The following is a 21454-nucleotide window of genomic DNA, read 5'->3' on the forward strand; positions in this document are numbered from 1 at the left end:
GACCGTCGCCGCATCCCCGGGACGAGGACGCCGTCGGTGGCACCGGCGGCGGGCGCTCCCGGACCGCGGAAAGGGGTGGCCGGCGTTCCAGCGCTGCCCGACAGCCCTCACCCAGTGGAGGGAGCGGGAAGGCGATCGGCCGGTACCACGCGGCCACGGCGAAGAAAACCCGGTCGACGACGAGGCGGAACCGGTAGCCGTGAAGCTGGACGCGCGGGTCTCCAACGCCAAGAGACGTCACGACAAACTCAGCCGGGAGCAGTTGGACGCGCTGCGAGAGCTGAGCGTCGAATGGGCGTGACGCCGACCGCTGACCGAACAAGTCACCCAAACCGACCCTGCCCCTGCCGCTTGACGTCTTTGAGGAGCCTGCGTGGGATCTCGGAGCGAGACAATCAACAGATGCCTCGGCCTGTGGACCGATCGCGTTCGCCGGAGGAGTTCGAAGGTGTCCGCCGACCGGCCCCGCCCGCGGACGCCACTCGCCTCACCGCCACGGCCCATGCCCTGCACCACAAGCCGATCTGTGCGCTCGGCCCCGAGGACCTGCGGCTGCTGATCAGACAGGACACCGGCCTGCCCCACCTCTTGCCGGTGGACATCGACCTGCTCTCCCTCGACCCAATGGTCGAAGGAGGACCTGTACAGAGGTGATCTCCTCTTCGCCGCCATGACCAGAGGCCGGGCAACGTGGGACCGGGCACCAGAAGCCGCGCGCGAGCTTCGCACGATCGTCTCCGCATTGGTCGACCTGCCACCCAGCCTGCGGAAGGAGGCCGACGGCTTCCTCGCCGCCGTCGCCGGCTTGTGAAACCGCTTCGCAACGCCACCCGCGGCGCCGCGGTTCTCTGCGGGTCGAGCCCCCGGTGGTCACACCAACTGCCGCGCCAGGGTGACCTGGACAGTCGCTCCGTAGCGGACGGCGAACTCGTCATACTGGACGGCCCCACCACGGGCCTGCTGCAGCAGGCCGAGCCGGCATTCGATCTGGTGGCGGTCGTTGTGCGACCTACCACCTTCATGACCATGCCGCAACCAGGCCCTCCACCCCACCACGCCGGCGCACGGTCGCGCGGCATCACCGCAGGCCGGCGGCCGGTCACCACCGCACGCCGACCACCAGCGGAACCGCGGCTTCCCGAATCAGCCCTTACGGCCACGGACTCACCGACACGAAACCGACACATCGCACCAAGGGCACACCGGCAGCGTTCACGTGGCCTGGTCCGCGTGGCGATGGCCCACGGCGCCGACGAGCGCGTCGGCCCCCGTGTCACGGTCGGCGCAGCAGAGGACGATGGCGAGCAGCAGGGCGCATCCCCCTCCGCACCACAGGAGCAGGGGTCCTGCGCCCACTGCCCCGGCCACCGTACCGGAGAGCGCGGTCGACAACGGCACCAGGCTGAGGGAGAGGAACCAGTCGAGTGAGGAGATGCGACCAATAAGCTCGCGCGGTACCCGGCGCTGCAGGACGGTGGTCCAGACGACATTGCCCAAGCGGCGGTTGGGCAACTATCCGGCCGCGCTCGATCGTCCTTCGGACATGGCACACCCAAGTTCCGAACCGCCCCCGACTCCGCCGGACTGGCCGCACTGCGGCCACGGCGCCACCGCGGAGGATTTGGTCGGCTGCCGCGGCATCCACGTTCCCGGACACACCGCCTGCCTGGCCCACCTGGACGAGGCCGACCGTGACGCCTACCTGGCCGGCCTGGCCCCCGGCGCCGACATCGACCACCGCGGTACCCCCTTCACCGCAGACCTGCTGGATCGATTGCTCGACGCCCTGCGCGACCCCGCTACCGGACACCCCCGCCTTGGCACCGCCCGGTTCGGATCGGCCGCCTTCGAGCGCGAGGCCTGGTTCGTATCGGCCACCTTCGAAGGTGACGCCCTGTTCGCGTCGGCTGCCTTCGAGCGCGAGGCCTGGTTCGCGTCGGCCACCTTCCAGGGCATCGCCGAGTTCGGGTCGGCCACCTTCCAGGGCGGCGCCTGGTTCGAGTCGGCGACGGTCAAGGGCAATGCCGTATTCGTGGGGGTGGTGTTCGAGCGGGCGGCCGATCTCGGGCCATTGGTGTGCGCCGGGCGGGTGGTGCTGTCCCGGGCGGTGTTCGGCGGGCCGGTGACCCTCTCGTTCGCCGCGCGTCGCCTGGAGTGCCGGCGGACCCGCTGGTCGTCCACGGCCGAGCTGCGGCTGCGCTACGCCACGGTGGACTTCTCCCACGCGGTCTTCGAATACCCCCTCACCATCGCCGCAGAGGCCGACCCTTTCGTTCCCTTCGACAGCCGACCGGTGAGGGAAGAGCTCCTGGCCGGTGCGCCCGACGCCGGGGTGCGGCTGGCCTCGCTGCGCAGGGTGGACGCGGCCCACCTGGTGCTCGCCGACGTCGACCTGTCGGGGTGCCTGTTCACCGGCACGGTGCACCTGGACCAGCTGCGGCTGGAGGGCGCCTGCTCCTTCGCTACCGTCCCGCCCGGCACGCACCGGGTGCGCGGGCGCCCGGTGCGGTTCACCCCGCGCCGCACCCTGGCCGAGGAACACCACTGGCGCGCGCTCCAGCCGGCAGCGGTCCGGGGCTGGAACACCGCGGTGCTCGGCGCCGGACACGCCGGGCCGGCGCAGCTGGCCCCGGTGTACCGGGCGCTGCGCAAGGCGCTGGAGGACGGCAAGGACGAGCCGGGGGCGGCGGACTTCTACTACGGCGAGTGCGAGATGCGCCGCCACGACCCCAGCACCCCCCGCGCCGAACGCGCCCTGCTGAGCTTGTACTGGGCCGTCTCCGGCTACGGCCTGCGCGCCTCCCGCGCCCTGGGCTGGCTGGCCGCCGCGATGCTGCTCACCATCGTGCTGCTGATGGGCTTCGGGCTCCCCCGGGAGTCCCCGCAGCAGGAGGCGACCGGCACCGTGCCGCCCGGCGGCGGCCGGGTCACCTTCACCATCGACAAGGAAGACCCGAAGAATCCCACCGGGAACAGGTTCACCGGCGAACGGTTCGAGAAGGCGGTGAACGTCACGCTCAACTCGGTGGTGTTCCGCTCCTCCGGCCAGGACCTGACCACCGTCGGCACCTACATCGAGATGGCCTCCCGCCTCGCCGAACCCGTCCTCCTCGGTCTGGCGGTCCTGGCCGTGCGCGGCCGGGTCAAACGCTGACCCACCGCCCCGCAGCGGAAGGGGCCGCGGGGCGGCTTCTTCGGCGCTGCCGGAGGCCGGGGCGGTTCAGGGGAGGACCTCGGCGAGGGCGGCGGTCGCCGCGGCGGCGAGGGTGAGGGTGGTGGCGAAGGCGGTGGCGGCCCGAGTCAGGGCGGCGGGGTAGGTGGCGCCGTCCAGGCGGGCGAGCGTGCCCGCACCGGCGGCGGCCAGCAGCGCGACGACGACCACGAGCGCGGCGGTGAGCAGGACAACGGCGAGACCGTACACAACAGGCTCCTGACAAGTCGGCGGGACGATGCTGTGCCCGAAGGTGCCGGAAGCGCTGTGCGCCATGGTTCGGCCGGGCGAAGATGAACACCGACGAACACACCAAGGGCTCGGGGGCGGGCACGTGCATGAAGGGCATCTGGAGCGCGAGGCGGCGCTGGCCGAACTCCGCGAGCGGCTGGCCGACGGGCTGGCCCGTGCTCGGCTGACCAAGACCCAGCTCGCCCAGAGAGCGGGGCTGGGCCGCACGACCGTGCAGCAGGCCTTCCGGAAGGACTCGCCGGCGCCGTCGGCCGAGACGGTCGCGGCCCTGGCGCGCGTGCTGCGTCTACCGGCCGAGGAGTTGCTGGAGCTGCGGAGGGCCGCCACCGGAGAGGCCCGCCTCCCCGAGGACGGGGAGGAGCGGGGGCCAGGCCGGCCGATCACCGAGTGGGAGCCGCACGACCTGGAGGTCCACCCGGCCGGGCCCGCGCCCGGCCCCGCCCCGGCGCCGGGCGCGGCGCCGGGGCGGGTGCTGCCCGGCTACGTCCGCCGCGAGCACGACCAGGCACTGGATCAGGCAGTGCAAGACGTCGCGGAGGGCCGCAGCCGGATGCTGGTCCTGGTCGGCTCCTCCTCCACCGGCAAGACGCGGGCCTGCTGGAAAGCCGTCCAACCGCTCGCCGCCAGGGGGTGGCGGCTGTGGCACCCCTTCGACCCCACCCGGGCCCGCGCCGCGCTGGAAGACCTCCAGCGCGTGCGACCCCGCACGGTGGTGTGGCTGAACGAGGCCCAGCACTACCTCGGCGACACCCGAGTCGGTGAGCGGATCGCGGCCGCCGTGCACGACCTGCTCACCGACCCCGGCCGCGCACCGGTCCTGGTGCTGGGCACCCTGTGGCCCGAGTACGCCAAGGCCTACGCCGCCCTGCCCGCCCCCGGGCAGCCGGACCCACACAGCCGGGTACGGGAGCTGCTCGCCAGCCGCACCCTCACCGTCCCCGACACCTTCACCCCCGAGGCGCTGCGGGCGGCGGCCGTACTCGCCGCAGGCGGTGACGCCCTGCCGGCCGACGCCCTCACCCGCGCCCGTGACCATGGGCGTCTGGCCCAGGACCTGGCCGGCGCACCCGAACTGCTGCGCCGCTACCAGCACGGCATCCCGGCGGCCCGGGCGGTGCTGGAGGCGGCGATGGACGCCCGCCGCCTGGGCGTGGGCCTGCACCTCCTCCAGGCGTTCCTGATCGACGCCGCCGTCGACTACCTGACCGACCACGACTACGACCAGCTCACCGACGACCGGGCTGAGCAGGCCTTCGCCGACCTCGCCCACCCGGTCCACGGCAAACAAGCCCCCTACGCCGGGTCACCCCCCGCCCCCGGCGGCCTCCCGGTGCCCCGGCCCCGCAGACCGCGCCTGTGCCGGGGCCGGGCCGGTGTTCCGCCTCGCCGACCACCCCGAACGGCACGGCCGCCCCACCCGCCGCGCCCTGTGCCCGCCCGCCTCCTTCTGACACGCCGCCCACACCCGTCTCACCCACCCCGACGCCCTGCTCCCCTCCTGGCGCGGAGGCGAGAGAAGGCCGGAGCCCGGAAGGAGCCGAACGGCTCTGCCGCACCGCCGCCGACGCCGGCAGCACCTTGGGGCACGGGGGTGCGGTTGAGACAGCAGTGACCGGACGGCACGCCCACGCCTCCCTGGCGGTAAAGGCCCGGACGGGCCATGACTCGATCCCCTCAGGGAATCGAGCCTCCACCAGACCAGGCGCACTTCACGACGACTGTCCGCTGCGGAGTTGGTCAGGATCCGCCGGGTTACAAGTCCGTCCCAGCGGGCGTGATCACGAAACGGACCTGGCTGATGGCCGGAACCGGCTTCCGGCCCGGCCACTGGATGGGCCCGACGGGTCGGGAGAACACCGTGTTCGGGCCCGGTTTCCTGCGCCGGGGGTGCGCCGGGGCAGGAGCCCGCCAGGGGGACGGGAGGGGCCGGTTCTGGTCGTCGCGGTCCGCACTGTGCCGGGCGGTGTGTCACAGAGGTGTCCTAGGGAGCAGTCGGGCGGAACGGGTCGGCAGGGCGGGAGGGTCTTGGTGATCAGAGACGTTCGCTCGTACCGACTCGGGTCGAGCGGCCGGCACCTCCCACGAGACCGAGGAAGAAAACGATGCGCGTTCACAAGCTCACCTTCACAGCCCTGGCCGTTGCCGCGGGCCTCTCGCTCACGGCCTGCAGCGGCAATGACGGAACGGCACGGAGCGACGGGTCGTCCGCGTCCTCCGCGTCCTCCGCGTCCTCTTCGGACGGCGGTCCGGGCTCGGGCGGTTCGGAGCAGAACGGTGCGGAGCAGGGTGGCCGAAAGGACTCCGCAGAGCAGAACTCAGGCAGGCAGGACACCGCCGGGAGCGGCTCCGACAGTGCGAACTCCAAGGTCGGCAGGTGTCACACCGACGAGCTGGACATCACCGCGTCGGACAGCACCATCGACGGCGACACCGACGGCTTTGTCGCGGTCACGTTCACGAACGGCGGCGGTCGGGACTGTTCCCTGTCCGGATACGCGGGCGTTGACCTGAAGACCAGCGCGGGGGATCTCTCCGCCAAGCGCAGTGGTCAGGAGTCCAACCGCGTCGTGCTCAAGGACGGCGAGTCGGTGTCCTTCGGCATCAAGTACCCGCTCAACGACTCGGGCGGCTCCGGGGTCCGCATCACCGCACTCGTGGTGACCCCGCCGAACGAGACGAAGTCGGTCTCCCTCGCATGGCCGGGCGCCGCTACCCTGCCCGTCACCGACGGCGCCGGCTCCCCCGTCGAGGTCGGCCCGATGGGCAGCGCCGGTCAGGGCGGGGCGAGCTGACTCGTCCAAGAGCGCGCGATCCGGGCTGTGGCAGGGCGGTCCCCGACCCGCCATGCGGCGCCCTGGCCACCACCACGCAAGATCGCCGCTGAGGGCACCGGCAGGCCGGGCAGGCACCGTGGGCGGTCACCATCCCCGCCACCGCCACACCCTGGGACCGCGCCCTCGCCGCCCTCCACCAATACCGGCAGAGGGAAGGACACACCCGGATACCCCGCAAGTGGACCGAAACCATCCACGACGAGACCCGACACCAACACCCGATCAAGCTCGGGGCGGGAATCGGCAACCAGAAAAGCCGCCGCAACCGGCTCCCCCACAAGCGAGTGAAAGCACTCGAAGAACCGGAGCTGTGAGCAGGCAAGAGGGACAAGGCAACGAGTGGAGTCCTCGCCCGGGACATCCCGGGCGAGGACTCCACTCGTTGCGCCGTCGGTGCAGCCGGCCGGGGCTACTCGGTCTTCGGTTCGATCTCGCAGTCGAGCGTCCGGGTGTACCGGCGCCCGCCTTGCCGGTAGTCGAAGCGGCACCGTCGGATGGTGTCCTTGGGCGGGGCGGTGATCTTCACCTTGGCGGTGTAGAAGATGTCGCTCTCGGTGTGGGCGGCGGCGACCTTCACGGGCTGTGTCGCGTGGTTCGTCAACCGCGCGACATCAGGGCTGTGGGGGTCACCGGCACGTGCCAGGAGAGGGAGGCCTTCGGTGTCTTTTCGGTCGTGTGCCGCGTACTCCACGAGCCTGGTGCCGTCCGGAATCCGTTGGTCAGGAGCGGAAGTCGTCGGCGTGGTCCCGCGCCCACTGCGCGAAGGTGCGAGCGGGTCGTCCGGTGACGGCCTCGGCGGTCGGCAGGGGGCCGAGGGACGAGGGGTCGAACGCCTCGATCTCCGAGGGGTCCGACTCGTTGCCGCCGTAGTCCTCGAATCCGAGGAGGAAGTCGGCGTTCTCCGCCGCGAAGCCGCCCTGCGCGAGGTAGATCTCGCGAGCTTCCTGCGGGGTCACCACCTCGAAGCGGATCTCCTCCCCCATCGCCTCGGCGATGAGCTCCACCTGGCGTCGGCGTGTGAGGAGTTCGGGCCCGTTGAGGGTGTACGCCTGCCCCGCGTGGCCCTCCTCGGTCAGGGCGAGGACGGCCACGTCGGCGATGTCCTGCTCGTGCACGGGGAACCAGGCGGCCTCCGGGGCCGGGTCGCGCACCACGCGTTCCGCGCGGATGGGCGGTCCCCACAGGGCCAGTTTGTTCATGGCGAACTCGCCGGGGCGCACATGCGTCCACTCCAGCCCCGACGCTTCGACCGCCTGTTCCACCGGCAGGTGGAAGTCGGTGTCGAAGCCGGTGGTGACCGCGCCGGAGGAGAGCACCACAACGCGGCGCACGCCCGCCGTCTTGGCCATGCCGACCACTTCCTCGGCGGTCGCCGCCACCGGGAAGAGGAAGAGTGCGTCGACGCCCTCCAGGGCGTCCTTGAGTGTCTCCGGACGGGTGAGATCGCCCTCGTGGACCCGGACTCCTTCGGGGAGCGCTCCGGCCCGCGCCCTGCGGGTCAAGGCCCGCACGTCGTGCCCTTGCTCCACGAGTCGCCGGACGACGTTCCGCCCGACATTGCCGGTCGCCCCCGTCACCAGAATGGTCATGGGTCACCTTTCGTCTCGTCGTGTCCGTCAGGGTGTCGTGCGGGCTCCGATGCCGTTCTCCAGCGTGCGGACGACCCATGCGGAAGCGCCGTGGCGTGGCAGTTTCCCCCTGCTGACCGCCGTGCAGCCCGCGGACACGTGGGCCCACAGCACATGCTCGATCCAGTCACCGCTCACCTCGGGGTCCACGGCCCCCTCGGCCTGGCCGCGCCTGATCAGCCGTTTGATCTCCTCGGCCGCCGGGTCGGGGCCGCCCCGCGCGGCGATGGCGTCGGTGATCCGCGGGTCGCCGTACAGGAACAGCACGTGGTCGCCGACGTCGAGCATGGCGGTCACCAGCCTGCGCAGTGCGTCCAGCGGAGGCCCCTCATCGATCCGTGCCTCCTGCAGCGCCTCGTCGAGTCGCTGCAGCGAGTCCTCGACGACCGCCGAGACGAGTTCCTCCCGGTCCGGGAAGTACCGCTGCAGGGTGCTGCGTCCGACATCCGCCGCCGCCGCTATCTCGGCCAGCGTGGCATCGCGCCGGCGGGACAGTACGGAGGCCGCGGCGTCGAGGATCGCCCGTCGCGTACGGCCGCGGGCTCCCGTCTCCCGAATGGTGCTGGACATCACCCCACCTTAGCATCTGACACCTCATAATCGGCTGTTGATTTCTCATGATGGGTCATCAGTGCCTCATTCTTCGAGGGGAACCGCGCCGCGGCACGGACCTGCTTCGCCCTCCACGGGACGCTGTGCGCGCCCCGGCCGGCGGTCGCACAGGGGCGGCCGGCGGGTCAGTGGCTCACCAACTGCCGCCGCCCCGACGAGCTCGGCAAGGGACCCGGCGCGGGCGGCGGAACGGGCCGCTCGGTTGACCCAGATCGATCCGCACCGGAACCCGGCCGCCCAGGGTGGGACGGTGGACTGGCAGCGGCAGTACGCGGCGGTGCGGGCCTGCCTCGACGGCGGTGCCGCCCCGGACGAACTCCGCCCCGGCGTCACGGTCGGCGGGAAGGACGTCGGGCTGTGGCTCGCCCGACAACGCACCGGATGGCCGGCAGCCGGCCGACGGACAACGCCAACGCCCGACCGCCCTCGGCATCACACCGACCATGCCGACGACAGCGGACGGCGAGACCGACGCCGGGAAGGGCATGCGCGGGTGCCGAGAAAGTGGATCGAGGCCGTCCACGACCAGACCGGACACCAGCACCCCATCCGACTCGGCGTCTGGCTCGGCAACCAGAAAAGCCGCCGGGCCAAGCTCCCGGCCGAGCGGGCCAAGGCGCTGGAGAAGTTGGGGGGTGTACCCGGGAACCTGGGCGTGTCCGTGGACATGGGACCATCCCCGCGGATGCGGCAGGCTTCCTTCATCTCCGCCTCGTACCGGTGGTCGCGGCCGTCGGCCAGATCGTCGACGGCCTGGCGTTCCGGGGCCGTGAACGGCTCGTCGTAGGCGCGGTCGTATGGAGGTCGTATTGACGGGTGGTGGGTCCGGCGGGAGTCTCGGGAAATGGGACAGGTGCTGTACTTGCTGGGCGGGCTGGTGTTCGTGGCGTTGGCCGTGGGCACGGTGCGGGAGGCGGCACGGGACCGGGAGCGATACCAGCGGGCCGCGACGGCGGTGGGACAGGTGGTCGAGGTGGAGGTGGAGGAACTCGCCGAGGGCACGATCCACCAGCCGGTGGTGGAGTTCCGTGCCGGGCCCGAAGGCCGTGTGATGCGGTGCCGGCCGCCGCTGCCGGAACTCGCCCGGAACACCGTGAAGAGCGGCCAGAGGGTCAACCTGCGGTATGACCGCGAGGACCCCACCCGCACATGGGTGGACGGACACGAGCCCGAACCGAGCCTGATGGGGGTGGCGCTCTGGCTGCTCATCGCGGCGGGGATGCTGTTCCAGGCATTCGACTGAGGCACCGGCAACGCCCCACCGGAACACCGGCGGATCACACAGGTCCGCAGGCTTGACGCCGTGCGCGGGGACCACGAAGAGGTTCACACGAAAGACTGTCGCGGTATTTCCCGGCCGCGCCCTCTCCGGTGTCAGCGGCAGGTGCGATGCTCTTGGCGGTGTGCCGTCCACACCACCACGTCACACACCCGCAGGGCGCTGACCGTCTCGGATACGCCCGCGGCCCGCCGCAGTTGGAAGAGCCAATGGTGCAGAGCCCCGTCGTCCTCGTGCAGGGCCGCGTGCAGCGCCGGCCAGAAGTACGCGGCCTGCCCAGAGCGCAGTGCACCACCTGGCCATAGGCCGGCAGCAGCCCGGGACGCTTGCGGGCCAGGAGCTTGCCCGCGGTCACCCACCCGATGTCGTCCCGCTCCATGAGCAGGTGCCGGGCCCGGTCGTCCGCCGACCCTGGAGCCGCCTCGCTCGCGTCGGCGTCGGCCAGGTCCACTCCGGTCGGGACGGTCCGCAGCAGTTCCGACAGCCGACGACCGAGGCCGCCTTCCAGCAGGTCCACGGCGACTTGGGTCGGAACCGTCGCGGACAGGGAGCCCTTTCCAATCTGACGAGCGATCCTGGCAGTTGGCGTGACAGACAGGGTGAAGCCCCTGGTAGATGGGTTTTCGACCAAGAGAACCGTCTCCACCAAAAGCTTCGTGTGCTTGTTTGTCCGTCCGGTACGGACGTGTCCAGCTCTGCCCTCCGCTTCCTCACCGCCCGCCTGCGAGCAAGCCCGGCCACCGCTCGCGGCTGCTCTACCGGCCTCGCCGGGACGACGACCGCCGCGACGAGCGCAAGAGCTTCTCCTGGCGCGACTACCGCGACCTGCTGACCACCGCCCACCACCGGCTCGGCGGCTCCATCGTCCTGATCTGGGACAACCTGAACGTACACACAAGACCGCCGAGCTACGGCAGCGGGCGGCAGCCCGGGACTGGCTGACCATCTTCTACCTGCCGCCCCACGCACCCGACCTCAACCCGGTCGAAGACATCTGGTCGCTGCTGCGACGCGGCCGGTTCTCCAACGTCGCCTTCTCCACCCCGAGCACCTCATCCACCGCATCCGGCAGGGGCTGCGCCACATCCAGTACCGCAGCAACCTGGTCGACGGCTGCCTGACCGAGACCGGCCTGACCATCAAGCCCGCCTGACGCCGTACGACACGGGGAGTCAAACCTCGGTAACGCGCTCCAGCCCGCCGGGTTCAAGTATCCGCTCCCGGACCCGGACGGACACAGGTGGTCGCGGGCCGTGCACCCACCCGGGCTTTCAGACGCGGGCCGTCAAGGTAATGCCTCAGTGCTGGAAGACGGGGGAGGCAGGCGGTTATGTGCTCGCGCAGCGCCTTGAGGGACGGTGCGGTGCCCCTGATGTCGAGGACGGCCCCGATGGTCAGTGGTATCGAGGAGAAGTCACGGGCCGGCGCATCCAGACTCAGGTTCATCGGGTTGGGTTGGGGGACCATGCTGGTCCTGAGGCGGATCGGCTGATCAACGTAGTCTGTGGCCGGGCGGCGGCTTTTTCGTTTTCATGTCCTCAAGGGGCGCCAATGGTGCATCTCTAGATAAACCAGCTGGAGAGGCGGGCGCGGCCATGAAGTTTCCGGTCAGGTTTCCGGAGCCCGGACGGAATGCCGGTCGTGATCTCTGACGCGAGAGAGGACGGCGAGGATTCCGGGCTTTTCTGCCCGGACCCGGCCGACAGGCCGCTTTGACGTGCGGAGGATCGACCAACCAGGGCGCCGGCCGCGCCGCGGAGCTCGTCCGGCGCCGCGCGGGAGCGTGCATTCTTCGGACGTCAATCGATCAAAGGATCGGACAGGGAGGGTATTCTCGAATGTTTTTTGGCTGATTCACCAACCCTCTCTCGTGTCTTTTTGCATCGCGGGTCGTTGTTGGTCGACGTGAATGACATTCGTAAGATTGTCGGGCCGCCGGCGGTGCGGCGGTCCGGCCGGCGGTGGCGCCGCTTTGGGTTACTGGCCGTTCCTGCGGTCGCGGCGGCGGGAGCGGTGCTGGTGGGGGTGGCCCAGGACGCGCCGGCCGCCTCGGTCGCCGCATCGGGCAACGCGTTCCAAGCCTTCGGTGATATCCAACTCACCCAGGTGGATGCACAAGCCCTCAGTGGTGCCGGAGCGAGCGGCAACGGACTCGGTGGCCTGACCGGCAGCGTCTCGCATCCGGTGGCCGTCAACCCGAAGTTCACCGGCCGGCGCGGCGCCGCCGACTCCTTCACCCGGCACGACGTGAGTGTGCTGGTGAAGCCGGGAGACCACGAGTACTTCTGATGAGTGCAGCTCACTCGTCGTCCCGGCGTGCCGCTGCCGCCCACTGGTGTCGAGCACGGCCCACCGGTTCCGCGGCCTTGATCACCGCGGCCGGCGCGTGGTTGATCGTGCTGCCCTTCCTCGGCACCCCCATGGCGCTGCCGCAGGCGGGTATGGCCGGCTCGGCCGGGCTGGGGACCAGTGCCCCGCTCCTGGCGTGCGGCCTGGTGCTGCTGCGGCTGCCCGCCCTGCACTCCGTCGTCGGCGTCCTTGCCGCCGGCCTGCCCATCGTGGCCCTGCTGACCCGCAACATCGGCGGCCTTCTGATCGGCACCGCCTGCGGGGTCCTCGGCGGCTGCCTCGCCTTCTCCCGGAGCCTCCGGCCGACAGCACCGACAGGTGACTGCCCCTGACCGCTGAACACATCACGCGCCATCCGTACGACACCGGCGTCACGAGCCCGTGGTGCCGCCCACCATCCGCCCGAACCGCCCACCGTTGAGCGAAGGAGTAAGCCTTGCCCACCGCTTCTGCCATAGCCGCCATACCCGCCCCTCGGCTCGGGGAGGCGCATGCGGGGTGCCCCCTCACGGCCCGTACCGTCCGACCCGGCGACAAGCGCCTGGGGACATGCCTGTCCGGCCCGCTGCCCTGGAGCTCCAGGTGCCCGCAGACCGCTGCGGTTTCCGTGGCCGGTCCCCGCACCACCGACGTGGCCCCGGCATACGGCGCACTCTCCCGACCGACCCCTGAGGAAACGGAGGTACCGCGGTGCCCGGCATTCTGACTCTGGCCGCCGTCAACGACCCCGAGCTCCGGGCCGCTTACACCCACTGTCGGCGTAACGTACGGCGGCGCGACCCCGTCGAATACGCGATCATGCAGCTGATGCCGCCGGTGCTGCGCCCCGCCTGCTGGGCGATGTGGGCGGCCTTCACCACAGCGGACGACATCGTCGACGCCGTAGGAGACACACCCGCCGACCGGGCCGCACGGCTCGACGCATGGACAACCGCCCTGGAAACGGAGCTCGCGGCCGGCCACAGCGCCGACCCGGTCCGCCACGCGCTGATCGACACGATGCGTCGGTGGCGTCTGGATGTGGCCGACCTCCAGCCGTCCTTCGACACTTTCAAGGGGGACGCGCACGGGCGCCGGCTGGAGACCTGGCGCGAGTGGAGCGCCTGGGTCGGGGACACGAACCTCTCCTGGGCCTCCCAAGGCATGACCCTGCTGGCCCGGGCCGGGGTGCCGGTGCCGGTGTGGCTGCGACGCAAGGACGCCTATCAGCGCTACCTCGACGGCCTGTATCTCACCGACGCCCTCACCGACCTCTCGCAGGACCTGGCCCGCGGCGACATCAGCCTGCCCGCCGAGATCCTCGACCGTTTCCCAGAAGCCACCGATCACCTGCGCGAGCAACGCTGGAGCCCCGCCGTCAACGACCTGGTCACCCACCTGACGGGGCAGGCCCGCCGCTGGCTGAACCAGCCCGGCCTGACCGACGCGCTCCACCCCGGCACGGCCGAAATACTGCGCACCGTCACCCGCCTCTTCCACGCCCGCCTGGACGCCGTCCAGGCGGCAGGACCGGCCCTGTTGTCGCACCCCGCCGTGCCCGCACCACCCATCCGGTGGCGGATCCTCGCCCCCGCACGGGCCAGGACAGCCCTCGCCTGGCGACTGACCCCCCTGTCTCCCCCCTCACCCGGCAGCGGCCCGGCCATCCCGGTGCCCCGCCAGGTCCGCTCCGCGCTCGCCGTTCAGCCACCGCCACCCCACCCCAGCGGCGCCCGCCCGCCGGCCATCCCCGCCGACCGCATGCCCCAACACGTCGCCGTGATCATGGACGGCAACGGCCGCTGGGCCACCGAGCGCGGCCTGCCCCGCCACGAAGGCCACCGGATCGGCGCGAACGCCATGCGGGACGTCGTCTACGGAGCCGCGGAGATCGGACTGTCGCACCTGAGCCTGTTCCTGTTCTCCACCGAGAACTGGAAGCGCGACACCCAGGAGATCACCCATATCTTCGACGCCCTCCGCGACCAGCTGCGCAGCGAACTCGCCACCCACGACGCCCTGGGAATCCGGCTGCGCTGGGCCGGCCGCACCGATGGTCTGCCCGAGGACGTGATCGAGGAGCTGTTGCAGGCCGAGGCGGCCACCCGACACCACACGGGCCTCACCGTCATCTTCTGCTTCAACTACGGTGGCCGCGCCGAGCTCACCCAGGCCGCCGCTCGGCTCGCCCGGGCAGCCACCTCCGGCGACCTCCACCCCGACCACGTGCGCGAGGACGACCTGGCCGGCCACCTGCTGCTGCCCGACACGCCCGACGTCGACCTGCTGTGGCGCACCGGCGGCGAGCGCCGCATCTCCAACTTCCTTCTGTGGCAATCCGCCTACGCAGAACTCCACTTCACCGATGCCTACTGGCCCGACGTCGACCGCCGCGATCTGTGGAACGCCATCAACGACTACGCCCGGCGCGAGCGCCGCTACGGTGCCGCCCCCGCGCCACTCCCCAGCCCGGACGGACCCACGAGGCAAGGCAGCAAACAGTGACGCCGCGTCATCTGCGGTGCAGGCGGCTCCTGCAAGGGATTCCAGTGGCGCCTGGCTGCAAGCCGGCCTGAGCAGCAGTTGTCTTTCCGCTCTTGAGAGACGCGCGTCGACCGGGGATCCCGGTCGGATGGTCGTGGGGCGCTCGGCGCATGCGGGCAGGGCCTCCTGAACAACTCGGCGGTGTCGCATCACCGAGCAGCATCAGGAGGCCCTGGCGCCGCGGTGTTCCGTGTCGACGCCCCCGCGGTCCGCTCCTTCCGGAGCCTCGGGTTCTCGCCCCTCGACACGCCCGCCGACGCGGCGGAGGCCCGGATCCCGGGCATCGGGATCACCGGACCGGAGAGTCGGCGGTCGGCCGCGGAAGGCGGTCCCGGCCCGCCCTGACGTCATCAGGGCACGGCCGGTTCGGGCGTTCCGTTCCGGGGGGTGCCGTCCAGGACGGGGTAGTCGGTGTATCCGGTCTCCCCGCCCACGTACATCAGGTGTTCGTCCCGCACCGGGTTGAGCGGTGCTCCGATGCGCAGCCGCTCGACCAGGTCGGGGTTGGCCAGGAACGCGCGACCGAGCGAGACCAAGTCGGCGCCGGCGGCCAGCAACCGTTCGGCCTCGTGCCTGCCACCGTCGGCGGGGAGTGGTCCGGGCCACGGCAGCACCGGGTTGGCGATCAACGCGCCCGGCCAGGTCCTGCGGAGGTCGTGGAAGAGGGGCTGGTCCGGGCCGGCGAACGCGATGTGCAGGTACGCCGGGCCGATGTCGGCGAGCTCGCCCACGAGGGCGGGATAGATGCTCTCGGTGTCGCCCTCGTCGATGCCGTTGCCGGTGAACCCCGGGGAGATGCGCACCCCGACCCGTTCGGGTCCGATCGCCTCGGCGACGGCCCGGACCACCTCGACCGCGAATCGGATGCGTCCGGCCACCGGGCCGCCGTAGGCGTCGGTGCGGCGGTTGGTGCCCTGTGCCAGGAATTGGTGGACGAGGTAGCCGTTGGCGGCGTGCACCTCCACCCCGGCGAAGCCCGCGTCGATCGCGTTGCGGGCGGCGGTGGCGAAGTCGACCACGGTGGCGCGGATCTCGTCGAGGGTCATCTCGCGCGGTACGACGGAGGGCCGGTGCCCGCCGGGGGTGAAGACCGTGTCCGGGAGCGGGATCGGCGAGGGCGCGATCGGCCACAGCCCGCTGTTGTCCGGGTGGCCGATCCGGCCCCCGTGCTGCAACTGCAGGAACATCCGTCCGCCCGCGGCGCGCACCGCTTCGGTGACGCGCTGCCATCCGGCCACGTGCGCCTCACCGTGGATGGCGGGAATGTCGGGGTAGGTCTGCCCCACGACGTTCGGCGTGGTGGCTTCGGCGATGATCAGTCCGGCGGAGGCGCGCTGCGCGTAGTAGGTGGCCATGATCGGCAGCGGGACACCGTCCGCTCCGGCGCGGTTGCGGGTCATCGGTGCCATCACCAGGCGGTTGGGCAGACGCAGGGCGCCGAGGCGGGCAGGCTCGAACAGGCGTGAGACGACCGGGGTGTTCGGTGTGTTCGTCATGCCGGTACGGTAGAAGTTGACACCGGTGTCAGAATCAAGCCGCGGCTCGACATGCGAGGTGGAGATGCGGATCGGTGAACTGGCCCGCCGCACCGGAGTGAGCGAACGTTCGCTGCGCTACTACGAGAAGCAGGGGCTGCTGACAGCCGACCGCACCCCTGGCGGCCACCGCGACTACCCCGACAGCGCAGTGGACCGGGTCATTCGCATCCAGGAACTCTTCGCCGCGGGACTGTGCAGCAGGAAGATCGCACAACTGCTTCCCTGCATGCGGGACGCGGACGGTGGTCCGTCCGAGATCGCCGGCTCTCGGCTGGTCGCGGACCTCGTCAGGGAACGGGAGCGCATCGACCGGACGATCGCCGACCTGATCCGCTCCCGCGACGTCCTGGACGACGTGATCGAGGCGGCGGCGAGTCGGTCCCGCTGAGCCGCCGCCCGCGCTCCGACGACAGAGAGAAGGACGAGCGGGGGGGGCAGGACGTTCTCGGTGACGGCCGACTCGTGGATCTGGGCGACAGTCCGGTACGCGTCGACCGCGAGGCCGGCTCCGGCAGCCTGGGCATCGAACAGACGCTGGGCGCGTGGGACGAGGCCGGTGGTGGTCGCGGGCGGCGTGGCGGAGGGCGACAGCGGTGTTGGTGCGGCCGTCTTGGCGGTGGACGCCGATGGCGAGGTTGCGCAAGCCGGCCATGGTCCGGGGCAGGTGCCCGGTACGGCTCTTGGAACCGCCCTCGCGGACGGTCCGGTCTCGGACGTGGTGCAGCAGGTTCTCGATGTGCCAGTGGTTCCTGACCCAGGTGGCGAGTTGCTCACCGGTGGCCGCACCCGGCGACAGGCTGGTGATCAGGCGGACGCGCTCCAGTCCTTCACCCTCCGGGCCTTGGCGCCGTCTCGGCAGCGGCCCCCGGCCCTCATCAGGAGCGGCGCCCCGCCGTCAGCGGCACACGACACCAATTTTCAGCACCCCAGCGACACCGCGCGTCAGTGCCTCTCCCCCGGGCCGGCAGGACACTTTCCCACCCGCCCACGAAAACCGAACCGTCGCATCACCACTGAGAACCACCCGGTGCTCATCAATCCAACGGGGCCTCCGTAACGTTACGACTGTCCACCACTCGAAGGGCCGTAGTTGGCGCTCAGCGCTGCGGCGTAGTCATCCGGAACGGGCCGCCCGCCGAAAGCCATCGGAAGATACGACTCCACCGCACCTGACACGTCCCGAAGGGCCCGAACCACGCACACCATGCACTGCGCGCGGCCGTGTCGGGGAACCCCTGGAATACCGCCACCTCGGGATCCCTTTCACCCCAGCACCCCCACTTTCCGGAGGCTCCGGTCAGCGCGACGACATTCGCCGAGATCGCGATCGACCCCAGGGCGTCGCCGTCCGGCTCGAGCACCGCAGGTCGATGTGGTCGTCTCCGTGCCACCGGGCCATCGTGCAGAGCGCCGGCCGGATCTCCGGAGCGAGAACCGCGTCGAACTCGCAGAACGACGCGTCTCCCGCGCGTTCTCTGAAGACCTGGTCGAGAAACCTGGCCTCGAGATCGAGGGGCACCGCGCTGCGGAAGCGGATGTCGAGGTACCCGTCGCGGTCCGGCGTGACCACACCCTCGCTCGGCATCGGTCCTCCCTCGGTCCGATCTTGATGTCGAGCTTCCTGGAGCCCGGCCCGCAGCAGTCCACCGTCCCCCTTCGACGGTCCTGGCCTTGCCCCGCAGGAAGCACCGCGCCCCATCCTGCGCTCTGCCGCCTTCGGGACCGTACCGCGACCAAGCCCTCCGCCCCACTGCGACCTCTCGCTTCGTGTCAGCAGGACACCTGCGGGCCTACCGCCTCATGACAGTGAAATCCGGTGCCGGTGTCACCCCGGTGCCGGCGGCGAATCGTCACGCGACTCCGCCATGACCAGCGGAAAGACGACCGGCAGTGGCCGACGGCGACTGCCGGCCACTGGCACTGACACGAAACCGACACATCGCAGTTGCCGAGGCTGCGCGCCGCTTGGAGCCGCGGCGGCAGTGGCTCGGGGTTCCACCCGCCGAAACCGGCCCGCGATCCGGGCCATGGCCTGGTCGAACATCGCCCGCCGGCGGGCCGGGTCCACTCGGCAACCCCCACTCGGTCAATCGGCGCCGCTCGGCCGCCTCCCAGCGAGGCGACAACAGACAGCGCGTTTCGCAGCCCTCGGACCGCCGATGCGGCTTCGCCGCATACGGATTCAGCGGTCCATCCACCTCACCGACCGCAGGAGCTCGGGCCACCGGCTCCGAGCTGCGACGATTCATGGACTACATGTCAGTGACGGCGTGTTGGGGTCGTTGTTGTAGCTCGTCCGGGTGGTCTCAGAGGACAGCCCGTCCATCCACCGGGACGGTGGACGGGCCGTGAGGCGATCAGCGACGCGGGACCACATCGCTGATCCCGGGTCGGGGACGCGGGCTTCGAGGTCGGCGACGCGCCGGTCTTGGAAGCGGAGGTTGGAGCGGGCCGCCTTTGGTTTTGGTGGTCCTCGCCGAAGTACCGGACTATTCGATGCGGTCAAGGAAGTCCAGCGCTCGGTCGGTGGCCTGCGTTGCGGCGTGTTCGTCGTGCGACGGCAGGCTGCTGTCGGTGAACAGGTGCCTGTCGCCGGAGTAGAGGAACAGTTCGGCACCCGCCGCCGTCTCGACGAGCGCCCGGGCCGCGTCCGCATCGCCCTCCCCGGCGAAGAACGGATCCGCGTCCATCCCGTGCACCTGGACCGGGACATCGTGGGGCCAGGCGCCGCCGAACTCCGCGACCGGGACGCATGCCTCCAGCAGCAGCGCACCCTTTGCGCCGGGGCGGGTCTGGGCCAGCTTCTGCGCCGGCAGGACACCGAGCGAGAACCCGAGGTAGACGAGTTCCGCAGGCAGCCCCTCGGCGGCGGCGGTTCCGCGCGCGATGACCGTGCCGAACCCGGCGTCCTCGGCGTAGCCCATGCCCTCCTCGAGGCTGTCGAATACCTGCCCTTCGAACAGGTCCGGGACGTGGACGGTGTGTCCGGCTCGCCGCAGTTGCTCGGCGAACTCACGGACGCCATCGGTCAACCCGTGCCCGTGGTGGAAAACCAGCACCTCAGCCATGTCGCTCCCCTCGTGCCGCAGTGCCCGGGCGGCGCCGCAGCACGAGTATGGCCCGCACCACTGACATCTGCGGGTCGTAGCCGGACGGGATCAGATCGTCGAAGCCGGATCCGTGAGGCGGGCTTCGGGGTCGGCGACGCGCCGGTCTTGGAAGCGGAGGTTGGAGCGGGCGGCCTTGAGGCGCTCGTCGAGGGTGCGGTTGTCGGTGGTGAGCCGGCGGACTCGCTGCTCGAGGGTGGTGTTCTCGGTGGCGATCCGCTGGATGGCTTCCTCGGTCCATTCGGTCTGCAAGTTCCGGATCTCACCGAGGAGTTCGCCGACGCGGGTCCGCCGGGTGAAGATCTGGGCGTGAGCGACCTTGAGGGCGTCCTCCGCGTTGAGTGCGCGTTCGCGCCAGGTCGCGCCTCACGCTCGTCGTCCTGCTCGGCGAGCGTCCGGGACCGGCGTTCGCCGGCCTCCGCCATGGCCGAGGCGATGGCCGAGGCGATGGCGGAGGCGATGGCGGCCCCGGCCACGAGGTTGTCATAGAGGAAGGTGCGGGAGACGTCCGCGCGGCGGGCGACGGCGGCGACACTGATCTGGACCTTTTCGCGCCGGAGGCGGGTGATGGCTTCGCGGACCCGCTGGAGGGCCGGGGGCGTTCCAGTCGGCGAGCCAGCCGCGGACGTCGCGTTCCAGGGCCAGGACGGAACGGTGAACGCCCCAGCGGAGCTTCTTCTGCGTGAGCTCGGCGAACCACCGCTCCACCAGGGGTTCGGTCAGGACGACCTCGTCGGCGTGACGTGCAGAGGAAGCGCGGATGCGCGGCCGGCCACCGCTGGATCGCCGGGTTCTTGTGGGTGACGTGGTTGTCCAGGATCAGACGGACGTCCAGGCCGACGGGCACCTCGCGGTCGAGCCTGGCCAGGAACTTGGTGAACTCCGCCGCGCGGTGGCGGCGGTGCAGGGAGCCGATCACCTTCCCCGTGGCCACCTCCAGAGCGGTGAAGAGGACGGGTGGTGGTGCCCGAGCCGCACGTTAGTCGTGGCTGCGGCGCTCGGGCACGCCCGGCATCATCGGCAGCACCGGCCGGGGCCGATCCAGCGTCTGGATCCGGGGCCGCTCGTCCACGCACAGCACCAGCGCCCGCTCCGGCGGGTTCAAGGACAACCCGACCACATCGCGGACCGTGTCCACGAACAACGGGTCCGTCGAGAGCTTGACGGTCTCCGCCCGGTGCGGCTGGTCCGCCGGATCCGCGCCACCGACGACTGTGACATCCCGGGGGCTGCCGCCGGGGAGCGGGTCGACCAGTGGGTGGCGTTCGTCGGGGACTGCTCCAGGGTGGTGACGATGATCCGCTCCACACCGGCGTCGGTGATCTTCCGCGGCCGCCGGGACGCGGCTCGTCACACAAGCCGTCCAGCCGCTTGGCCGCACGCCGCGACCGCCAGGTGCGGACCCGTGTCGCAGTGCGTCCTCGGGCTCCTCGGACGGCGCGCGACCTCGGCGATCGCGTGCCCCTCGACGCGTTCCAGCACGATCCTCGACCGCGGGACCGGCGCCTGCGCGCCCGACCGCCGTCGCACCCACGACCGCGGTACCTCTCGTTCGGCATCGGTCAACACCCGACGGCACAGGCTTCGGTCCAGGGCGGCTCACACTCGACCAACGACGGATCTCCGACTCAGGGCACCGGTCTGCTTCACGGGGACGGCTGCGCGACCGACGACTCCCACGTCAGAGCGCTCAAAGGGTTATCGTGCCGGGCCGTCGACCGTGCTCCCGCCGATCCGCCGTGTCCGGGGCCGGCCACGGCGGAGACCTGCGGGCTGTTCGCCGCTGCTACGACCATGCCGGGCATCGCCGTGCCGTGCGGGCCCGGGACATCGCCCCGAGGTGCGCGCAAGGGCATCCCGCATGGCTCCGGCCCGGGCGGACAGCGGTGGGTCGTCGCGCTCACTTCGCCCGGCTTCACCGGTTCAAACGCCTGTGCCCCCGTTGCCGACCTCCATCACGGACTCCTTTCCGGCCCGCAGCGTCAGGTGCGGGCCGGGAAGCTTCGTACCGCATTTCGAAACGATCAGTCGGTGCGTTCCCCGAGCGGCTCGCCGGCGACCCGCTCGGGCACCTGCTCGGAGTGGTGCGTGTCGGAGAAGAGGCCCCGGACGACGGCGTTC

Annotated in this window: 21 protein-coding genes and 3 pseudogenes; 12 read left to right on the plus strand and 12 right to left on the minus strand. The window is 71.1% G+C overall.

All coding sequences use genetic code 11. From position 1 onward, the window contains the following. The first annotated feature begins 402 nt into the window (after positions 1-402). The gene (locus ABD335_RS24695; RefSeq protein WP_344327439.1) at positions 403-654 is read left to right on the plus strand and encodes a contact-dependent growth inhibition system immunity protein; all 252 of its coding nucleotides are present in this window, start codon (positions 403-405) and stop codon (positions 652-654) included. Positions 655-870: 216 nt separating this feature from the next. Here ABD335_RS24695 and ABD335_RS24700 read toward each other — a convergent pair whose 3' ends face one another. Next, the gene (locus tag ABD335_RS24700; RefSeq protein WP_344327444.1) at positions 871-1035 is read right to left on the minus strand and encodes a hypothetical protein; all 165 of its coding nucleotides are present in this window, start codon (positions 1033-1035) and stop codon (positions 871-873) included. 177 nt (positions 1036-1212) lie between these two features. Beyond that, positions 1213-1497, minus strand: a complete 285-nt coding sequence (locus ABD335_RS24705; RefSeq protein WP_344327448.1) for a hypothetical protein — start codon at positions 1495-1497, stop codon at positions 1213-1215. Positions 1498-1543: 46 nt separating this feature from the next. On the opposite strand from ABD335_RS24705, the gene ABD335_RS24710 reads away from it, so the two are divergent. Next, positions 1544-3154, plus strand: a complete 1611-nt coding sequence (locus ABD335_RS24710; RefSeq protein WP_344327450.1) for a pentapeptide repeat-containing protein — start codon at positions 1544-1546, stop codon at positions 3152-3154. A gap of 66 nt (positions 3155-3220) precedes the next feature. On the opposite strand, the gene ABD335_RS24715 is transcribed toward ABD335_RS24710, so the two are convergent. Then, positions 3221-3421: a hypothetical protein gene (locus ABD335_RS24715; RefSeq protein ID WP_344327453.1), complete on the minus strand. Its 201-nt coding sequence runs from the start codon at positions 3419-3421 to the stop codon at positions 3221-3223. A gap of 124 nt (positions 3422-3545) precedes the next feature. On the opposite strand from ABD335_RS24715, the gene ABD335_RS24720 reads away from it, so the two are divergent. From ABD335_RS24720 to ABD335_RS30900, 3 genes are all read left to right on the plus strand, one after another. Then, positions 3546-5075, plus strand: coding sequence for a helix-turn-helix domain-containing protein (locus tag ABD335_RS24720; protein ID WP_344327456.1), 1530 nt, complete (start codon positions 3546-3548; stop codon positions 5073-5075). A gap of 490 nt (positions 5076-5565) precedes the next feature. After that, entirely contained in the window at positions 5566-6255 is a 690-nt protein-coding gene (locus ABD335_RS24725) for a DUF4232 domain-containing protein (RefSeq protein WP_344327460.1), read from the plus strand. 131 nt (positions 6256-6386) lie between these two features. Further along, positions 6387-6611: a helicase associated domain-containing protein gene (locus tag ABD335_RS30900; protein ID WP_425583739.1), complete on the plus strand. Its 225-nt coding sequence runs from the start codon at positions 6387-6389 to the stop codon at positions 6609-6611. A 95-nt stretch (positions 6612-6706) separates the two neighbouring features. On the opposite strand, the gene ABD335_RS24730 is transcribed toward ABD335_RS30900, so the two are convergent. From ABD335_RS24730 to ABD335_RS24740, 3 genes are all read right to left on the minus strand, one after another. Continuing rightward, on the minus strand, positions 6707-6898 hold the full coding sequence (locus ABD335_RS24730) for a hypothetical protein (protein WP_344327463.1): 192 nt from the start codon (positions 6896-6898) through the stop codon (positions 6707-6709). Positions 6899-7016: 118 nt separating this feature from the next. Beyond that, positions 7017-7886, minus strand: coding sequence for an SDR family oxidoreductase (locus ABD335_RS24735; protein ID WP_344327468.1), 870 nt, complete (start codon positions 7884-7886; stop codon positions 7017-7019). A gap of 27 nt (positions 7887-7913) precedes the next feature. Then, a complete protein-coding gene (locus ABD335_RS24740; protein ID WP_344327472.1) occupies positions 7914-8495 on the minus strand; it encodes a TetR/AcrR family transcriptional regulator in 582 nt (193 codons plus the stop codon). Positions 8496-9030: 535 nt separating this feature from the next. Here ABD335_RS24740 and ABD335_RS24745 point away from each other — a divergent pair. Beyond that, complete coding sequence (locus tag ABD335_RS24745; RefSeq protein WP_344327476.1) at positions 9031-9324, plus strand: helicase associated domain-containing protein; 294 nt, start codon at positions 9031-9033, stop codon at positions 9322-9324. Between the two features lie 57 nt (positions 9325-9381). Next, positions 9382-9780 (plus strand): DUF3592 domain-containing protein, encoded by a 399-nt coding sequence (locus ABD335_RS24750; protein ID WP_344327479.1) that lies wholly within the window; start codon positions 9382-9384, stop codon positions 9778-9780. A 131-nt stretch (positions 9781-9911) separates the two neighbouring features. Here ABD335_RS24750 and ABD335_RS30905 read toward each other — a convergent pair. Continuing rightward, a pseudogene (locus tag ABD335_RS30905) lies at positions 9912-10462 on the minus strand (DUF6308 family protein). Between the two features lie 83 nt (positions 10463-10545). Between ABD335_RS30905 and ABD335_RS24765 the strand changes: the two are divergent. The 4 genes and pseudogenes from ABD335_RS24765 to uppS all read left to right on the plus strand — a co-directional run. Beyond that, positions 10546-10969: pseudogene (locus ABD335_RS24765) on the plus strand (transposase); the annotation flags it as partial. Positions 10970-11709: 740 nt separating this feature from the next. After that, positions 11710-12105, plus strand: a complete 396-nt coding sequence (locus ABD335_RS24770) for a hypothetical protein (RefSeq protein WP_344327488.1) — start codon at positions 11710-11712, stop codon at positions 12103-12105. After that, positions 12105-12497, plus strand: a complete 393-nt coding sequence (locus ABD335_RS24775; RefSeq protein ID WP_344327490.1) for a DUF6114 domain-containing protein — start codon at positions 12105-12107, stop codon at positions 12495-12497. Before ABD335_RS24770 ends, ABD335_RS24775 begins: the two co-directional genes overlap by 1 nt. Positions 12498-12855: 358 nt before the next feature. Next, positions 12856-14649: a polyprenyl diphosphate synthase gene (gene uppS, locus ABD335_RS24780; RefSeq protein ID WP_344327495.1), complete on the plus strand. Its 1794-nt coding sequence runs from the start codon at positions 12856-12858 to the stop codon at positions 14647-14649. A 389-nt stretch (positions 14650-15038) separates the two neighbouring features. Here uppS and ABD335_RS24785 read toward each other — a convergent pair whose 3' ends face one another. Beyond that, the gene (locus ABD335_RS24785) at positions 15039-16184 is read right to left on the minus strand and encodes an alkene reductase (protein WP_344327496.1); all 1146 of its coding nucleotides are present in this window, start codon (positions 16182-16184) and stop codon (positions 15039-15041) included. A gap of 64 nt (positions 16185-16248) precedes the next feature. Here ABD335_RS24785 and ABD335_RS24790 point away from each other — a divergent pair, with 64 nt between their 5' ends. After that, the gene (locus ABD335_RS24790; protein ID WP_344327500.1) at positions 16249-16614 is read left to right on the plus strand and encodes a MerR family transcriptional regulator; all 366 of its coding nucleotides are present in this window, start codon (positions 16249-16251) and stop codon (positions 16612-16614) included. A gap of 909 nt (positions 16615-17523) precedes the next feature. Here the strand turns inward: ABD335_RS24790 and ABD335_RS24795 are convergent. From ABD335_RS24795 to ABD335_RS30910, 4 genes and pseudogenes are all read right to left on the minus strand, one after another. After that, entirely contained in the window at positions 17524-17811 is a 288-nt protein-coding gene (locus ABD335_RS24795; RefSeq protein ID WP_344327502.1) for a hypothetical protein, read from the minus strand. A gap of 904 nt (positions 17812-18715) precedes the next feature. Then, on the minus strand, positions 18716-19294 hold the full coding sequence (locus tag ABD335_RS24800) for a dienelactone hydrolase family protein (protein ID WP_344327504.1): 579 nt from the start codon (positions 19292-19294) through the stop codon (positions 18716-18718). Between the two features lie 90 nt (positions 19295-19384). Beyond that, positions 19385-19585, minus strand: coding sequence for a hypothetical protein (locus ABD335_RS24805; RefSeq protein WP_344327507.1), 201 nt, complete (start codon positions 19583-19585; stop codon positions 19385-19387). Positions 19586-19933: 348 nt separating this feature from the next. Then, positions 19934-20453: pseudogene (locus ABD335_RS30910) on the minus strand (transposase); the annotation flags it as partial. Positions 20454-21454 lie beyond the last annotated feature (1001 nt).

It is taken from the genome of Streptomyces macrosporus (assembly GCF_039533145.1).
Taxonomy (GTDB): domain Bacteria; phylum Actinomycetota; class Actinomycetes; order Streptomycetales; family Streptomycetaceae; genus Streptomyces; species Streptomyces macrosporus.